Annotated in this window: 12 protein-coding genes and 1 pseudogene; 5 read left to right on the top strand and 8 right to left on the bottom strand. The window is 45.4% G+C overall.

The window, feature by feature from the left end:
• Nucleotides 1–20: 20 nt before the first annotated feature.
• From ACL02P_RS01740 to ACL02P_RS01715, 6 genes are all read right to left on the bottom strand, one after another.
• The gene (locus tag ACL02P_RS01740; protein WP_036644787.1) at nt 21–908 is read right to left on the bottom strand and encodes a transporter substrate-binding domain-containing protein; all 888 of its coding nucleotides are present in this window, start codon (nt 906–908) and stop codon (nt 21–23) included.
• Nucleotides 909–988: 80 nt separating this feature from the next.
• Nucleotides 989–1,639, bottom strand: coding sequence for a TetR family transcriptional regulator (locus ACL02P_RS01735; protein WP_036624286.1), 651 nt, complete (start codon nt 1,637–1,639; stop codon nt 989–991).
• 179 nt (nt 1,640–1,818) lie between these two features.
• Complete coding sequence (sigK, locus tag ACL02P_RS01730; protein ID WP_157268721.1) at nt 1,819–2,352, bottom strand: RNA polymerase sporulation sigma factor SigK; 534 nt, start codon at nt 2,350–2,352, stop codon at nt 1,819–1,821.
• On the bottom strand, nt 2,306–3,949 hold the full coding sequence (locus ACL02P_RS01725; RefSeq protein ID WP_412836714.1) for a recombinase family protein: 1,644 nt from the start codon (nt 3,947–3,949) through the stop codon (nt 2,306–2,308). Before ACL02P_RS01725 ends, sigK begins: the two co-directional genes overlap by 47 nt.
• 270 nt (nt 3,950–4,219) lie before the next feature.
• Nucleotides 4,220–4,981 carry a hypothetical protein gene (locus ACL02P_RS01720; RefSeq protein WP_216540041.1) on the bottom strand — a complete coding sequence of 254 codons (762 nt, stop codon included), beginning with the start codon at nt 4,979–4,981 and terminating at the stop codon, nt 4,220–4,222.
• A gap of 22 nt (nt 4,982–5,003) precedes the next feature.
• A complete protein-coding gene (locus tag ACL02P_RS01715) occupies nt 5,004–5,177 on the bottom strand; it encodes a hypothetical protein (RefSeq protein ID WP_156124784.1) in 174 nt (57 codons plus the stop codon).
• A gap of 75 nt (nt 5,178–5,252) precedes the next feature.
• Here ACL02P_RS01715 and ACL02P_RS01710 point away from each other — a divergent pair, with 75 nt between their 5' ends.
• The 5 genes and pseudogenes from ACL02P_RS01710 to ACL02P_RS01690 all read left to right on the top strand — a co-directional run.
• Entirely contained in the window at nt 5,253–6,770 is a 1,518-nt protein-coding gene (locus tag ACL02P_RS01710) for a tyrosine-type recombinase/integrase (protein ID WP_412836713.1), read from the top strand.
• 10 nt (nt 6,771–6,780) lie between these two features.
• Complete coding sequence (locus ACL02P_RS01705) at nt 6,781–7,908, top strand: tyrosine-type recombinase/integrase (protein WP_412836712.1); 1,128 nt, start codon at nt 6,781–6,783, stop codon at nt 7,906–7,908.
• A complete protein-coding gene (locus ACL02P_RS01700) occupies nt 7,905–8,846 on the top strand; it encodes a tyrosine-type recombinase/integrase (RefSeq protein WP_036715667.1) in 942 nt (313 codons plus the stop codon). Before ACL02P_RS01705 ends, ACL02P_RS01700 begins: the two co-directional genes overlap by 4 nt.
• Before the next feature lie 644 nt (nt 8,847–9,490).
• The gene (locus ACL02P_RS01695) at nt 9,491–10,405 is read left to right on the top strand and encodes a DUF4338 domain-containing protein (RefSeq protein WP_412836711.1); all 915 of its coding nucleotides are present in this window, start codon (nt 9,491–9,493) and stop codon (nt 10,403–10,405) included.
• A pseudogene (locus tag ACL02P_RS01690) lies at nt 10,398–10,871 on the top strand (transposase family protein); the annotation flags it as partial. The gene ACL02P_RS01695 and the pseudogene ACL02P_RS01690, both read left to right, overlap by 8 nt.
• Before the next feature lie 841 nt (nt 10,872–11,712).
• Here the strand turns inward: ACL02P_RS01690 and ACL02P_RS01685 are convergent.
• Both ACL02P_RS01685 and ACL02P_RS01680 read right to left on the bottom strand, forming a co-directional pair.
• Entirely contained in the window at nt 11,713–13,275 is a 1,563-nt protein-coding gene (locus ACL02P_RS01685) for an McrC family protein (protein WP_412836710.1), read from the bottom strand.
• A complete protein-coding gene (locus tag ACL02P_RS01680) occupies nt 13,275–15,635 on the bottom strand; it encodes an AAA family ATPase (protein WP_412836709.1) in 2,361 nt (786 codons plus the stop codon). Before ACL02P_RS01680 ends, ACL02P_RS01685 begins: the two co-directional genes overlap by 1 nt.
• Nucleotides 15,636–15,672 lie beyond the last annotated feature (37 nt).

Here is a 15,672-nt window from a genome sequence, read left to right as displayed (position 1 = left end):
CTTATCCTTTTCACGATTCTTTATTCTGCCGGCGGCTCTTCGCCAAACCATTTTTGGAAGATAGTGTTATAGGTGCCATCCGCTTTCATATCGGTCAAAGCCTGATCCAGAGCGGCCAGGAATTCCGGGTTATTTTTGCGGATCGCGATACCCGCTTGGTCGGATTTGATCGCATCGCCCACCGCTTTAATTTTATAGCCGTTTTTGTCGACAATGGGTTTCAAGGCGTACAAGTTATTGATGGTGGCATCGATCCGTCCCGCATTCAAATCCTGCAGGGAAGTAATCACATCGTCATAGGTTTTGATCTCGAAGTTGCCAACCTGCGGCAGCACGTCATTCCGGAGATAGGATTCATCGTTTGTGCCGAGTCCCACGCCGATATTTTTCCCTTTAAAGTCTTCCAGCTTCGTGATCGAGTCATTATCCTCTTTTACGATGATTTTAACTTCGTTCGTAATATACGGCTGGGTAAAATCAATTTGCTGCTTGCGTTCGTCAGTAATCGTAACCTGGCTGATAATGGCATCGATTTTTCCAGCCTGCAGACTAGGAATCAGTCCAGAGAATTCCTGCGGAGCAAACTCGACTTTAACGCCGAGCCGTTTGGCTACTTCTTTCGCAACGTCAGCATCAAAACCATCGATTTCCTTGTTTTCATTCAGGAAATTGTAAGGAGCGTAAGTCCCCATAAGCCCTACCTTTATCACACCCGCTGTTTTAATTTCGTTCAATAAATCACTTCCGGTATTTGCGGAGCTTCCTCCGTTCGCCGCATTGTTGGAAGGAGCCGAGCTTGGCGCGTTATTGCCGTTATTGTTAGAACCGCAGCCAGTCAATGCCAGAACTACGAGCAATACGGCGGATAATGTTAGAAACAGCATATTTCTGGATTTCTTACTTTTCAGCATGGATGATCTCTCCTTTTTATTTATTGGGTAGCAGAATGGGTAAAATTCCGAAACGGCAGATCATTATCCAATCAAAGCTAAACACCAAGCAAACCAAAAAATTCGAATCTGGCCGTCTCCGCGGCAAGCTGCTGAGCCGTTTTGGATTCGATCCCGCTGCCTGGCGGCGCGAACCCGAGCAACCAACGTGAAATGACGCCTTCGATCAAGCTCATAATCATCGTGGCACGGAATTCAGCATCGATGGAAGCCGGGAGCATGCCTAACTCAATCGCCCTGCGAATGTTAAGAAGAAAAGAGTTCTCCATAGCTGCTCTCGTTTCCCGGATCGCATGGCGAATCGTTTCAACCCCTTCACCTCTGCCGAAAATAAGCTCTATTAAATACCGGTTGGATTCGGCAAACCGAAACAGACTTTCCAGCAGAGCTTCGGAGGCATGTACCATGTCCTGCACCGATCCTGCTTCCCGTCGGTATCCATGACGGATGACGTCAAGCAATTTTTCCCGGCCTTCCTTCACAATTTCCAGCGCAATCGCTTCTTTGCTTTTGAAGTACCAGTAGAACGTCCCTTGAGCCACACCCGCCTCAGCGACAATATCGGAAATTTTTGTTGCATGATAGCCATCCTTGGCAAATCGCTTCATGGCAATTTGCAGAATATGCTCTCTGCGATCACTGTTGATTTGGGCTTCTTTCTCTCCGCTCAATCTGTTCCCACCCCACATGATTGACTAGTCAGTCAGTTTGTAATTAAATCCTATAGGATTTATATGATATTGTCAACCCATGAATGAATTACGCAAAATCATGACCCATTCAAATCGCTATGGAAACAAAAAAAGCGAGTTCTGCGCAGCAACGCAAACCCGCTTTTTACATCATCATATTTCAATCAACCGCAACATTATTTCTTCTTATAAAACTCATGATACAGCTTCATGAGCGCTCGCTTCTCAATTCGTGACACATAGCTGCGGCTGATGCCGAGCTCCTTGGCGATTTCGCGCTGGGTCCGTTCTTCTCCCCCATGCTCCAGCCCGAAACGCCCTTTGATGACTTCCTGCTCCCGCGCGTCCAGGATGTCCAGGTTGCGGTAAATTTTGCTCTTTTCCATTTTGAGCTGCACCCGGTCCACCACATCATCCGCTTCCGTCCCCAAAATATCAATGAGGGTGATTTCATTTCCTTCCTTGTCGGTTCCGATTGGATCGTGCAAAGAGACATCCTTGCGTGTTTTCTTGAGCGAACGCAAATGCATCAGGATTTCGTTCTCGATACAACGGGCCGCAAAGGTCGCAAGCTTCGTCCCTTTATTCGGTCGGAAGCTCTCGATCGCCTTGATTAGACCAATCGTGCCGATGGAGATGAGGTCCTCGAGATCCTCGCCGGTGTTATCGAATTTCTTGAGGTTGTGAACACGAAACGATGTCGACTTCATGCTGAATAAATTGTTGGCGTTTTAACTCATCTAGTGCTCCGACTGCAGTAATCTGTACTTCGTTCCCGTCGTATCGGATAATGATTTCATCAACCAACATCTCTACAATATGTCGCTTCTCCTCAAGGGTAAGCTCGTGACCGGCGCTCTCGATGAAGTATCGGACAGCTTTGGAGACCTCTGCAATCCGATTGGCCGATATTTCCTTCTCCGCTTGTTCTGACAACTGCTTTTCGTACCCGGCAAGCTCTTGCTCCAACGACTTTAGTCCGGCATTAATCTTTTGCATTTCGGTAAGCATCTCCTGCTCATCAATGACCTCCCGCTTGAACATGATTTTGATTTTTTCCTTTTCCTTCTCCTTCTGCTCCAGCTGACGTTTGATGTGGTCCGCGGCGGATTGAAGTTCCAGGTTAATTTCATTCGATTTGCTTTGCAGCCGCTCCATATAATCATCTGGATTAGACAGCGTCTCCAGAATCAGTTTCCAGACGTAATGGTCCAGCATATCGGCTCGTAACGTTTGAGTGGGGCACTTCTCAACTCCTTCACCATACTTCTTTGGGAAGAGGTTTGGACATCTGTAGCAGGTGTAACGGATCTTTTCTCCCGTTTCTTTATTTACCCGGCCTGTATAAGTAGTTGCTTGCCACATTCTGCCGCAATGTCCACACCGGATCATGGATTTTAACAAATACTCATACTTTACATTTCCTGACCGTTTCATGTTTTTCTCTTTCTGCACCTGGGCTAATTCAAACAGTTGCGGGTCAATGATACTTGGCACGGTAACCTCGATCCAGTCCTTCTCCTCGCGAAACGCATACGTTTTCTTCGGTGTGCCGTTCTTGGTTTTCTCCCCGCGGATCTTCCGGGTTTCTCTACGATTGTAATAGAATTTGCCAATGTACACCTCAGAAGTAAGAACCCTTCGAATGGAACTGGCGCTCCAGTTCCTGCTTTCCCCTCGTTTAGGTACCGCCCCCAACGCATAGAGTCGATCCCCGATTTCACGAAGCGTATAGTTCTCATGAACATACCAGTGGTATATCTTCCGGACAAATTCGGCTTCCTGCTCATTGATAATCAAAGTATTTTCATGAAGGTCATATCCATAGGGAGCCACACGCATGGGCATGATCTTCTTATCTTTTTCCACCGCTTTAAGTCTTCCACGTACCGTCCGCTTCTTGATTAAGGACAGCTCATATTGAGCAATCGAGCTCATGAGATTGAAAAACAGCTGCCCTTCCGGCGTATTCCGATATTCCGTGTCCACGAACACCAATTCAACCTGGTTCCGCTCCAGCTCTCGGCAGAGGATTAATTTATCGGTTAAGTCCCTTGTCAATCGATCGGGATGGGTAACAATCAATCGAGCGATCTTTCCCTGTGCGACGTCTTGTCTCAATTCATTCATCGCCGGACGGTCGATGTCCTCACCCGTAAAACCCTCTTCGCGATAAATTTTCAGATTGGCTTTCGGGATTCCCAAATCCTTGGCTTTCCGAATACATAATTCTACTTGCGCATCCAGGCTGGTGCCCTCTGATGCTTGCATCCCTGTAGAGACCCGTGGATATATGGCCGTATACATGGAGTATCACCACTCTCCTTTCTTACTGCTAATACTTCCCAGTATGGACAAAGGGAGAAACAAAAAAACCGGCTTATTCAGTCGGTTTCAAGATCAAACGCTTTAAGATGTAATCTATAACGGCATTTTTGGCTTCTGCAGCGGATAAGGTGTTTGAGATTTGTGCTGTATCACTGCATAAAGTATGAGGCACATATACGATTTTGATTGTCGGCATTCGCTCCATACTTTTCACCTCAATACACCTTATTCCGTCTGCGGTTTGTCCTATCACAAGCGCATGGTGTTTTGGATATACTTGAACTCCGTTTCCATGATTCGAACAATAGCCGATTCATTATCCGCCCCAATGAATGTCCAGTACCGGTGCCCAGGTACAACGGATTGACTAATAGATCCTGACCATTTGAAGGAAGTGGTTTTTAGAGTAGTCATTAGATGATCCAAACTTAATAAGTCACCATGATAAAGATCTACGACGATCACATCCGCTCGTGATTCTAATCGGATAAAACGTTCTTGATCCGTATTTGGCTGAAGAACATATCCATTTACATCTCTGCTACGATCCTTAGCCAGTCTCAATAACGGAACTATGTCTTCCATACAAGTTAAAACTGTCCCGCTAAAATCAAAATTTTTAAAATCCCATCGTTCCATTACAAGCCCATCCTTATATACCCAATCAAAAGGCACGCGGTGGATAATGCCAAATTTGGCCAGCAATTCATTGCTGAATCTTCTTCTATATTTCACTGGATGATATAGGTCAGAAATAGTTGAAGAAGATTCCGAAAAATCCCCCAGCAAGAGTGTTCTTAACTCCGATGTCCTTAAATCAAATGCCTGTATCAATGCTTTTCGACGATTAGGCAAGGAAAGTTTCCGTAGCAGAATACCGAAAGTTATTGGGTCGGTAGCTGCCAGTTCTTTCACCTCATACCAGTCTCGATCGTGCCTGCTGATATAAGTGATTTCGTCTATTTCATCATGGATGAATTTAAAAGCTAGTTGAAGAAGATCGTCCTTCAACTAAGCTTTACACTCCATCATCTTAATCCCGTATCAATGCATCCATCATCAACTCTCCACAAATGGAGCAGATTCTTGTTTCTTTCGACCAAAATCCTCGCACAACCCGAAAATCAACGTGTTTTTGCTCCAAATGTGGAGCAACCGGGACAGAAGTCAAAGCAAATGATACCTTTACATCAATGATGTGGACCATCGGGCCCCACCTCCTTTCTAAGCAAAAACTGCGGTCTGAACGGTCGATGAAACAGAATCTGAGGGAGAGATGTAGATGGATAACGTTCAGAATATTAGAGATATCGATATTTTGGGATTCATGAATTCATGTCATTGGAAGCAAAATGCGAAAACTACTTCAGAGAATGCTTCTTATGAGAACTCTACTTCGCAAGAATGTTTACAAACCGCCCCAAATGGCAATCATGATATCAAGAGCTTAAGTTGGGAGAAGGTGCTGTTGTTCTTGAATACAATGTATGCATTTCGTTGGCCTGAAGAGGACGTCGAGATATGTTCACCAGAAAGTGGTTCTCTTGCATTAAATGAATGGATCTTTTCAACCCAGATTCAAGGCAAAATCTTTGCCCCCGTGCTACTGGATTACCTTGATAATAAAAAGTCGATCAAATCCACCAGCTACTTTTCTTTGATGGAATACGCACTAGAGCTCATTGATTTTTTTAAAACCCGTTATGGGCTTGATGCTAGATCCATTCAAAACAAAGAATTGGCAAATAAAGATGCACTTATTAATTTCATTGAGCATTCTTCCTACAATTTCGTTCAACGTGACATGATTCTAGCAATAGCTCGAAAATTAATCTCTAATGGGTTCGAATTAAAGAAATCAACAAACGGTATTTCTACAAAAAAGAGGACTCAAGATATAAATCATCCCGCTATCACTGCGCATATTAAAGATTTACACCGTTCAGGAGTCAAGGAAAAAAGCGTTAACGGTAAATATAAAATCAGTTACGCCCTATTTTTAAACTGGTTGAATAAAACATACGTTCAGTTCCAGAGCACTTCATGCGACGAATTACCATTGTCATTAGTTACTGAGGAGCATTTACTCGAATTCAAGCAATATTTACTCCGTTTGGAAAATAAAGGGATATATACCAAGCAAACGGTTAGCAATTGTTTTTACGATATCCGATTTCTTCTGGCTAACCTCTATAAATTGGGCTGGCTTGCTAAAGACATAACAATGGATGTTACAGGAATCCCGTACGAGAGATACTATTATCGCGAGTTACCAACAGATGCTAAACTCCAGTGTTTTTTTCATAATATCCAACTCTATTCTGATCATCCCACATTGGAACTGGCAGCCTTTGGGTTGATGCTTTGTCTCGGTTTGCGAATTCATGAAGTTGCTAACATTCGCTATCAGGATATCAATGTCGAGAATAGAACCATCTCTGTCTTCGGAAAAAACGAGAAATCGGCCATTCTACCCTTACCTGATCCGCTACAGAATTACTTTCAAAAGCTTGTTGTCAACAAAGGTCAAGATGTCCATCTGTTTGGAAACAACAGCCAATCAACTATTCGCAAATTAAGGGCACAGTACAAACTTTATTCTTTTGTCTCGGGATGGAAATATCCAGGGGGGCCCCATTTACTGAGGCACACTTTCATCAGCAGGTTGTCGGAACGTACAGATTGCCCGTCACAATTGCTTATGTACTTGGCAAGGCATAATCGGCCAGAAAATACTGCACGATACGTCCACCGGAGCCCCAATCAATTAACAAGTGCTGTAAACAAAATCAATTACTGAGGAGGTTCCCATGCCTAAAGTAATCAACGATACAAAGTATACCGAACTTAAAGAACAACTGAATCAGCTGTTATGTCTTTATGGTCCAGAGAAAATGCGGCAAGTTATGGAAACCTTGCCTGTCCAGACACAGCCAAAACCTAATATGCCCCCGGCAGTGCGGAACGTTTCATTTCTCGAAGCCGTTGATGCTTTCTATCAAAGCAGCAAGTTTTCTGGACTTAGCCGGACCACGCAAACAACGTATCGGTCAGAGATGAAACTTTTCCAGCAACATGTGAAGGAAAAGTTTGGCGACGATCCGCAGTTTGAAAAGGTATCAAACGGCGAATTCTTGTCCGACTATATTAAGCTTAATGAGGATCCTAATACAAAAGCCAAGAAGTCTTCCTTTCTTCGAACCTTCATAAAGACCACATACAAAATATTCTTTGGTCATCAGGATCTCGGGGACTTGAAGACTATACTACGCGTTCGATGGTCAAACGATGACGCACCAAAAGCCTTTACTAAAGTGCAGATCGCGGAAATCTTGCAGATCGCTCAAGCTCGTAACCACGATAGCCTTTACACTGCAATTATCTGGACTTTCCTTGGGAGTGGAATTCGCATAAACGAGCTCTGCCATCTAAGGATCGGTGATATCACTCCTGATACTCAAACAATCAAGGTAACACCCAAAGGGGCTGAGAATACCAAGAAAGTCCGAAAAATCAACGAGCTCGCCCTAATGATGCTCACAGATTTTATAGAGAAAAAATACAGTCGCGCTCGCGAGGTGATGCCAGATTCCGATTATCAGAGGCTCTATATCTTCTCAAGCACTGCCGGGGATAAACCCATTACATCTAGAGCCATTCAGCAATTTATGAAACGTATTATTCGCGAGTCTCGGTCGATAAAAGAGGAAGACAAAGATCGTTTAGGTCCTCACTCTTTTCGTCATTCTTTTGCCGTTCAAGGCCTTGAAGCGGGAATCGATATCTATACTCTTGCAAAGCTTCTCGGTCATGAATCGCTCGACAGTACGATGAAGTACTTGAGACTTTTCGACGATCAACTGCGAGACGCCATAAACAAACACCCATTCGCTCAAGAGGTTGTTCAGAAAATAAGAGAAAGGCTGGAGAACAAATGAACCGTTTATTATTGGATTCCACATACTATGCCAACTGGAAGAAGCATACTCACCTCAAGGATTCAGCAATTTACACATATAGCCGCCAGTTCATGAAGTTTGAACAATATCTGAGCTTAGACTTTGAGGGAGAATTGGATTTCGACAAATTTTACTACGACACGGAATCTGAGACCTATCGACCTATTGATGCTGATTGCATTGATGGTTATATTCAGTTCCTGAAGCAAAATTTTCAGGCATCAAAGAATACCATTTTCAATAACATTGTTTACCTGAAACACTTCTTCACGTTACTCCACGGTCTTGGGATGATTAAAAATAACCCCATGAAAAACTATCCGAATCCGTATTATGAACGCCGAATAATAGATCGTTCCCTCTCCATTGGTGAATGTCAACGATTATTTCAAGCAGCGCTTAAAGCCGATCCATTTGTCCGGAAGTTCTACATCCTCATATTGCTAATGTCAACGACCGCTCTTCGAAACAGGGAGATTATACAGCTATCGTACGAACAGATTGATTTTGAGCGCAAGGTTATTCTGGTGAACAAAGGGCAGAAAACCTCCTCCGAAGTCGTTTATATGCCCGATTCCCTCGTTGTTGAGTTGGAGCGTTATTTGCATCATCCGGTTGTAGAAGAATGGCGGAATTCCGGACATTCCGAGGTTTTCTTTGAAAACAATCGACCACTAACAAAAGCAGCATTAAACCGAATCATCAAGAATCTTTGCCTAGAGGCCGGCATACAAAAGACAGTCACTGCCCATAGTTTTCGACATACAACGGCATACTTGATGCAGAGCAGCGGGATTGACATTATCGCTATAAAACGACAACTACGCCATAAGCAGTTATCAACAACTTTGCGATATGTTCCTCCAGTTGACGCTGCGAAGCTGCTGAATGACGCGTGTTCCGATCTTCTTCAATAACAACAAAAAGAACCCGAAGAAAGCAAAGAAAAAATGCTTCATTCGGGTTCATTATTTGAACAATTATAGTACACAAGGACAGACTACTCCCGTGTTGTAATTAATCACCATAAAGGGAATTGGATACCGAAAGCACCTGGCTCGAGGAAATGGTATCAATCAACTGTCCCGCGAGGACATGATTTGGGCCAGAGGATGGCCACTCATTAGGCTTCCGTTGGGAACAGAAGCGATAGAAGGAACAAATTTATTATATAGTGGATGTGCTTTGAAATCAATAATAGCAAAGGTCACTGTTGCTCGGCTAGTTCTCGTATCTCATAAGGACTAGCCTCTTCCGGAACTTTCATTTCATGCTCCCTTCTTAACTCTCAAAAAAATGGCATATTAACTTTATGAACTCTTTTTGTATTTGATCCAGGTCTTCGGAAGCAATGTCAATATGAAGAGCTGATATCCGGATCTCCTGATTTCCGTTATGTATCAAATAGGTTGCTACAGTACTGACGCATGAAACTGAGATGTAACATTTGACGCGGGTTTTCATAGATCGTCGAAAAAACTTTTTCGCAATCCCGTGCTGGACAAGGCAAAAACACTATGCGATAATAGTGTGGGAACCTGTGGGGGGGGGCGAAATCTTTATGACTCAGGACTCGGAGCTGTTAGCTGGACGGATATTTACCAAGCAAGAGTTGGAAGATATCAAGTACATCGTACGCCGGTTCAAGCACTTAACCCGAACAGAGTTGGCACATACCATCTGTGAGGGGCTTGAATGGTTCGCTCCTAACGGAAAGTATAAGCGAGATGCCTGTATGGCATTGCTTGAGAAGTTGGAAGCCAAGGGTGAGATTGTTCTTCCGGCAAAGCGGAAGACGGTCGTTCGTAATCCTTATGTTCCTTTCGCGCAAAGTGATGAACTTCAGGAGCAAGCAGTTCTTTCCGGCACTGTATCTCAATATGCCCCAATCGCTTTGGAACCCGTTCAAGACCAAGCCGATGTTCGCCTTTGGAACAGTTTCATTGAACGTTACCACATGCTGGGCTACAAACGCCCGTTTGGCGCCCATCAGCGCTACTTTATCTGGTCAAGCGCCGAACCGAAGCGTCGGCTCGGATGTCTGCTGTTTTCTGCGTCGGCATGGGCCTTGGCTGAACGCGACAACTGGATTGGCTGGAGCAGGGAAGACCGCAGCCAGCGTTTGCATCTGGTCGTGAACAATACTCGGTTTCTCATCTTTCCATGGGTGAAGATCAAGAACCTGGCGAGCAAAGCGCTGGCGATAGCATCATGCCAAATCGTCGTCGATTGGCAGGAGCGATACGGCTATGCACCCGTACTGCTGGAGACATTCGTGGACACGGCGCATTACGCAGGGACGTGTTACCGGGCGGCCAATTGGATCGATCTTGGTCTTACCGCCGGACGGGGGCGCATGGACCGAACACACGAGCATGCGCTAAGCCGGAAACGCATCTTTGTCTATCCGCTGCGGCGGGATTTTCGAGCGCAGCTGTGTTCGCTGCCCGTATCCGGGGGTGAGCGGGATGAGTAAACCGGTGTCCGCAGCCCAGTTACGCCGCAAAGCCAAAAGAAGAAGCCAGAAGATGCTCCGAGTCCGTCAGCAGAAGCAGGGCATAGCCATGCCGCGTAAAGCAACGCTTCCGAATCGCAACAGCATATGGAAGACGCCGGAAGAGGAAAAGGCGGGAAGACAGCAGGCGGTGGAGGGAACCCTGAACGTATTCCGGCAACTGCTGCCGGGGCTGCTGCATGACCTGGGGAAGATCGAGGATCCGCGCCATCCCAACAAAGTCAAGCACAAGCTCACCGTGCTGATGCTGTACGGGATACTGGCGTTTGTGTTTCAATATGCGTCGCGGCGGGAAGCCGGACGCGAGATGAGCCGTCCTGTGCTGTACGAGAATCTAAAGGCGTTGTTTCCCGAACTGGAAAGTTTGCCGCATCACGATACGCTGTGCCGGTTGCTGGAGCGGATCGAAGTACAGGAGATTGAGCAGGCGCACCTGAAGCTGCTTCGGCGGCTCATCCGAAGCAAAAAGTTTCGAAACGATCTGGTGAAGAAACGATATCTGATCGCGGTAGACGGCACACAAAAATTGGTGACGCAAACGTGTTTGTCCGAAGAGCAACTGCACCGGAAACCGGGCGGCAAAGAAGAGCCGGAATACTATGTGTATCTGCTGGAAGCGAAGCTGGTGTTTCCCAGCGGGTTGGTGTTGCCGCTGATGAGCGAATTTCTGGATAACACGGTCGATGAAGGGAGCAGCAAACAGGATTGTGAATTAAAGGCGTTTTACCGGCTGGCGGCACGACTGAAAGCGGCGTTTCCCCGCTTGCCCGTGACGCTTCTGCTGGATGGCTTGTATGCCAACGGTCCGGTGATGGCGCTTTGCCGCAAAAACCGGTGGGAATTTATGATCGTGCTGCAGAACGATTCGCTGCTGAGCGTATGGAAGGAAGCACATGCGCTCATGAAGCTCCATCCGGAGCAGACCGTCACCCGCACTTGGAAGGGGAGAGCCCAGACATTCCGGTATACGAATGACATCGAATACGTTTATGGCTCCAATGAACGGTTGAAGCAGACCGTACACGTCGTCGTCTGTGAAGAAACGTGGGAAGAAGCAGATGAGCAGGCCAAGATCGTCACGAAAACCTCCCGCCATGCCTGGCTTTCCAGCGAACCGCTCCATGAGCGCAACCTGCATGTGCGTTGCAACGTGATGGCCCGGAGCCGCTGGGGACTGGAGAACGACATCCTGCAAGAGAAACGGCAAGGGTACCAGTACGAGCATGTTTTCGCCTATGATTGGAACGCGATGAGAGGATACCACTACCTTATGCATCTGGCCCATTTGATGAATGAACTGGCCGGACTGGTTGAAGTTGTGGCGGCATTAACTTCTCAGTTCGGCATTCGCGGATTTCTTCGGCTGCTGCGGGAAACGATTGCGAGTCCGTGGTTAGACCTCGTACGGATGCGGGAACTTCAGGAACAGAAGAGGTACCTGCGTTTTGCTTCATGACCTGCAAATGTGCATAAAGAATCCAAGAGTGCGACGCAACACGTCTGTCCATTATAAGGAAAAAAAGTACGCTCAAAGAAGAAAGTACATCACGAGAAGGTGGTGATGCAGCCGTACAGCCGGATATTTTCCGGAAAAGTTCATAGGATACCCCGTAAAAACGGCATTTTAGCCATTCGCAAGACCTACAAACATTTTCATGCGTCAGCTGTGAGGTTGCTAGCGGATTCTGGAAATATTTATTCGCACGGAAAACTGGGTATACCAGAAACAACCGATTGCATTGATAACGGACTGCATAGGCCAACATTTGGTAAACATCCGACTCCGAAAGTCGAGTATTCTCTTCAGAAATGGGATTTTTATATTTCGCATCTACAATCATTTCGATTGGCGTGTCTGATCCTGCTCGGCTGCATGCGATTGTAATATCGGGTCTGAGCAGAAAAACCTCTTTTTCAGCATCCAAGTAACGTTGTGGCGTCTGATAACGGACCACCCAATCATCCGAAGATAACCCCTTATCCAACCATTGATATAACGAGAACTCAAATAATTGATTCAATGGGATCAAAAAGGTAAAGGTACGCTCGTCGCCCGCATGGACCCCAGGTTGACGGTTAAGGTAAAACATCTTAGCGAGTTCAAACACCGGCCGATAGTCTTCGTTTAACCGATTGAATCGTACTCTTTGGAACATCGATTCGGTAAGCCGGATGGGACAAATATCCTCTAAAAGCAAAAGCGCATGGCTCAAACTAGTTTTGTTTTCCTCGTTTTTCGTCAATGTTCTAAGTGAAATCATTGTGGCTTTAATGATTTGGTTAAGCAGATTGTCTTCCGTGAATTCCTGATAACTAACATAATGCTTATGCTTAAATCCCCCATTCCTGAGCAACTGCCGCTGAAAAAGGATCCTTCCTCTAATGAAGGCCAGGTTGCCCTCAAAATCTTCATATTGACGATGAATTTGCTTCTGAAAGAGTTCCAAGAACCTCTTAATGAAAATGTGAATGAAAATCTCCAGCAAATCTCCGTTCATAGCCGCTATAAGTTGAGGTTCCGGAATATCTTTGACTGAAAGGAACCCGCTAGATGCCAGCAAACGGAACAGCATCCGAACGGACGAACGTTTTTCCTCTTCGAAGTCTTCAGCGGATGCCGCATCTTCATAAAGTTTGGGCAGAATCTGTAGCTGCAAGGAAGGAGTGGCGATAAATCCAACATACTTCCTTAGCAGCACTCGGTTATCTACACTGAAGCTAATATTTTGCCTTCCCCAAATGGACTCCAACGAAGATAATTCCATCCTATGTTCATTCGAGATTGGTTCCAACGAATACCTGTCTTCAAAGACGGTGATGAGTTTCGGCATCAGTCTTCTATTCCTTTATAGAGGGTCAACAAGGCCTTCTCGAAGTCGGAAACCGTATCTTTATCGGAAGGCTGCGTGCTTAAGAACCGCATGCTTCCGGATTTCTCGAAGAACTTGGTTCCAACAACCGACTGAATAGCAGCGACATCGTTGTAGAAGTATTCAGCGATTAATGGCAAAATTTTATAATACCAGCTCTTAAAAAGATCATCGATCGTTAAAACATCCATCAAATAGGCGTGGCCGATCCGATGGTCTCGATCCAGCTTCTCCGATATTTTTTCGTTAAGGCTGCGCAAAAGACTTGCAAGTTCCACCGAGCCCACTTTTGCTGTATTTTGTTCGAAAACCGCATAATCTGGTTCCATTTCCGCGAATACGAACCGTCTTCTTAGCGCGGTATCCAGCATCGCGATCGATCGATCGGAAGTATTCATCGTACCGATAATATACAGGTTCCTAGGCAACGAGAAAGGCTTTTTGGAATAGGGCAAGATCGTGCTGACCGTTTGCCTTTTGTCCTTTTCAATCAATGTTATCAGTTCGCCAAAGATTTTAGAGATGTTACCTCGGTTGATTTCATCGATGATCAAATAGTATGGTTTTTGCTGATGCTGCTGTGTCTTAACCGTTTTATTTATATCGTTGGAAATACCGATCAATTTCTGAACGTCGGACATTTGAATTCGGGGAAGCTCGTAAATCGTTTTGAGAGTAAGACTTACTCCGCCGTTCATATCGTAAATATCCGCGGGGTCCGTAAATTCTTTCAACCACGCAACCGGCCGGACATGTGGCGCCACATGTCCCTTTCTGTAAGCATAATCCCCTGTTATCACACCAATATCCCGAATCGTCCGAGGGCCATCATAGACAAATACGATATCACCTCGTTCCATTTGGTTAATGAGAGTATCTAGCGTATTGGCATCCATTGTAGGCTTTTGAGCCCCATCATCCCGCTCATTCTCAAGCAAGGAATAAATTTCGTCATATGATTTGTCTGTAAGGTCGATGTGATCGAGAAAATCGACCGCTATTTGTTTGCCTGCTTTACATTGGTTGTAAATGTGATCGCTGTTGCGGCGGCCGAGCGATACTTTCCAGACCCGGGATCCCGAATGTATGAACTCGGCTCCCGAAATACCGGAGGACTCAGATTCCGCTTTGATAATTTGTGCTGACGCGTCTTCCACCATCTTTTTCAGAACGCCAGGCTCCACGCGGTACCGAATCTCACCACCTGCTTCGTCTTGCTTCATGTCTTCTTCCAATTGGGGGCGAATACCCTCAATAAATTCCTCATACGAGTATGACTGGTGGAAAGTGATGAAACGTACCCGTTCTTCCCGTTCAACTTGGACGAACGGGATATATCGTTTACGGAATGTATACTCAAACGCTTCAATGATGTTCTTCGTAGCGAACGTCTTCCCTGTTCCCGGCGGTCCGTATAAAATCAAATTGGGGTTGAAATCCAGCAACTCAGCATACGCACGGTATTGTTCAAACAATTCCGGCGCGTCCTCGATATCCGAAGATTCTAACGCATGCGTGATTGGCGTTTTCCCATCAGTTCCAACTTCCATATTCGGTTTGCTGATCGGTGTCTTGCGGCGGCCAACCAAGACGTTGTCATAAAGGCGAATAGGATTATCCACTACAAAATAACCTTGCTTTTCCAATTCATTCAGGACGCTTTTCAAATAGTTACGTTTAATCGGCGCTTCCTCTTCGGCAAATTCAAGCAACTGTAGCAATGTATACCGTTCATTGACGGAATTTTTGTCCTCGTACAGTTTCTGCAAACTGGCATAAGGTTGGGATTGTCCATTCTTCCATTCCAATATCCCGACTATTCTTGATGTTACGAGATTGTCGATTACAACCATGATGTCGTTTTCTGCAACTGGCGGGAGTTGAGAACTTAGTGTGACGTAATAACGACGAACCGATGTAAAAGAAAGCTGATCCCAGTTTTCCATGGGAAACGCCGAGGTCGTCTCAATGGGAAAGAAACCGTGACCTGGAGTAGCTTTGTTAATTTTATTAAGCAGGTTTAGGTCCAAATTAAAATATGGACTTTTAATAAATTGCACGACAGGTACAGGATTCGAGAGCCTCTTGATTTCGTCGAATAAAACAACACCCGTATCTGACGGATTAATAGGATTTACTTTTTGCCCATACTCCCTCACTTTCCATAACGCAATTACTTTGGCATTGGTCACTACAAAGACATAATCCCCAGGTTCAATCCCCCCGTACCAGGAACTCCCTTTGGCTCCCGCAGCGTAATATTTCTCCTGGATTTGATGCGGTCTCTTACTGTCAAACTTTCCGAAATATACTTTGCTCATATTGGATCTCCTCGATTTCATTTATTGAAATGATGAT

The sequence above is a fragment of the Paenibacillus sp. MB22_1 genome (assembly GCF_047200555.1).
Taxonomy (GTDB): Bacteria; Bacillota; Bacilli; order Paenibacillales; family Paenibacillaceae; genus Fontibacillus; species Fontibacillus phoenicis.
This window is presented reverse-complemented; position numbering and strand designations above follow the sequence as displayed.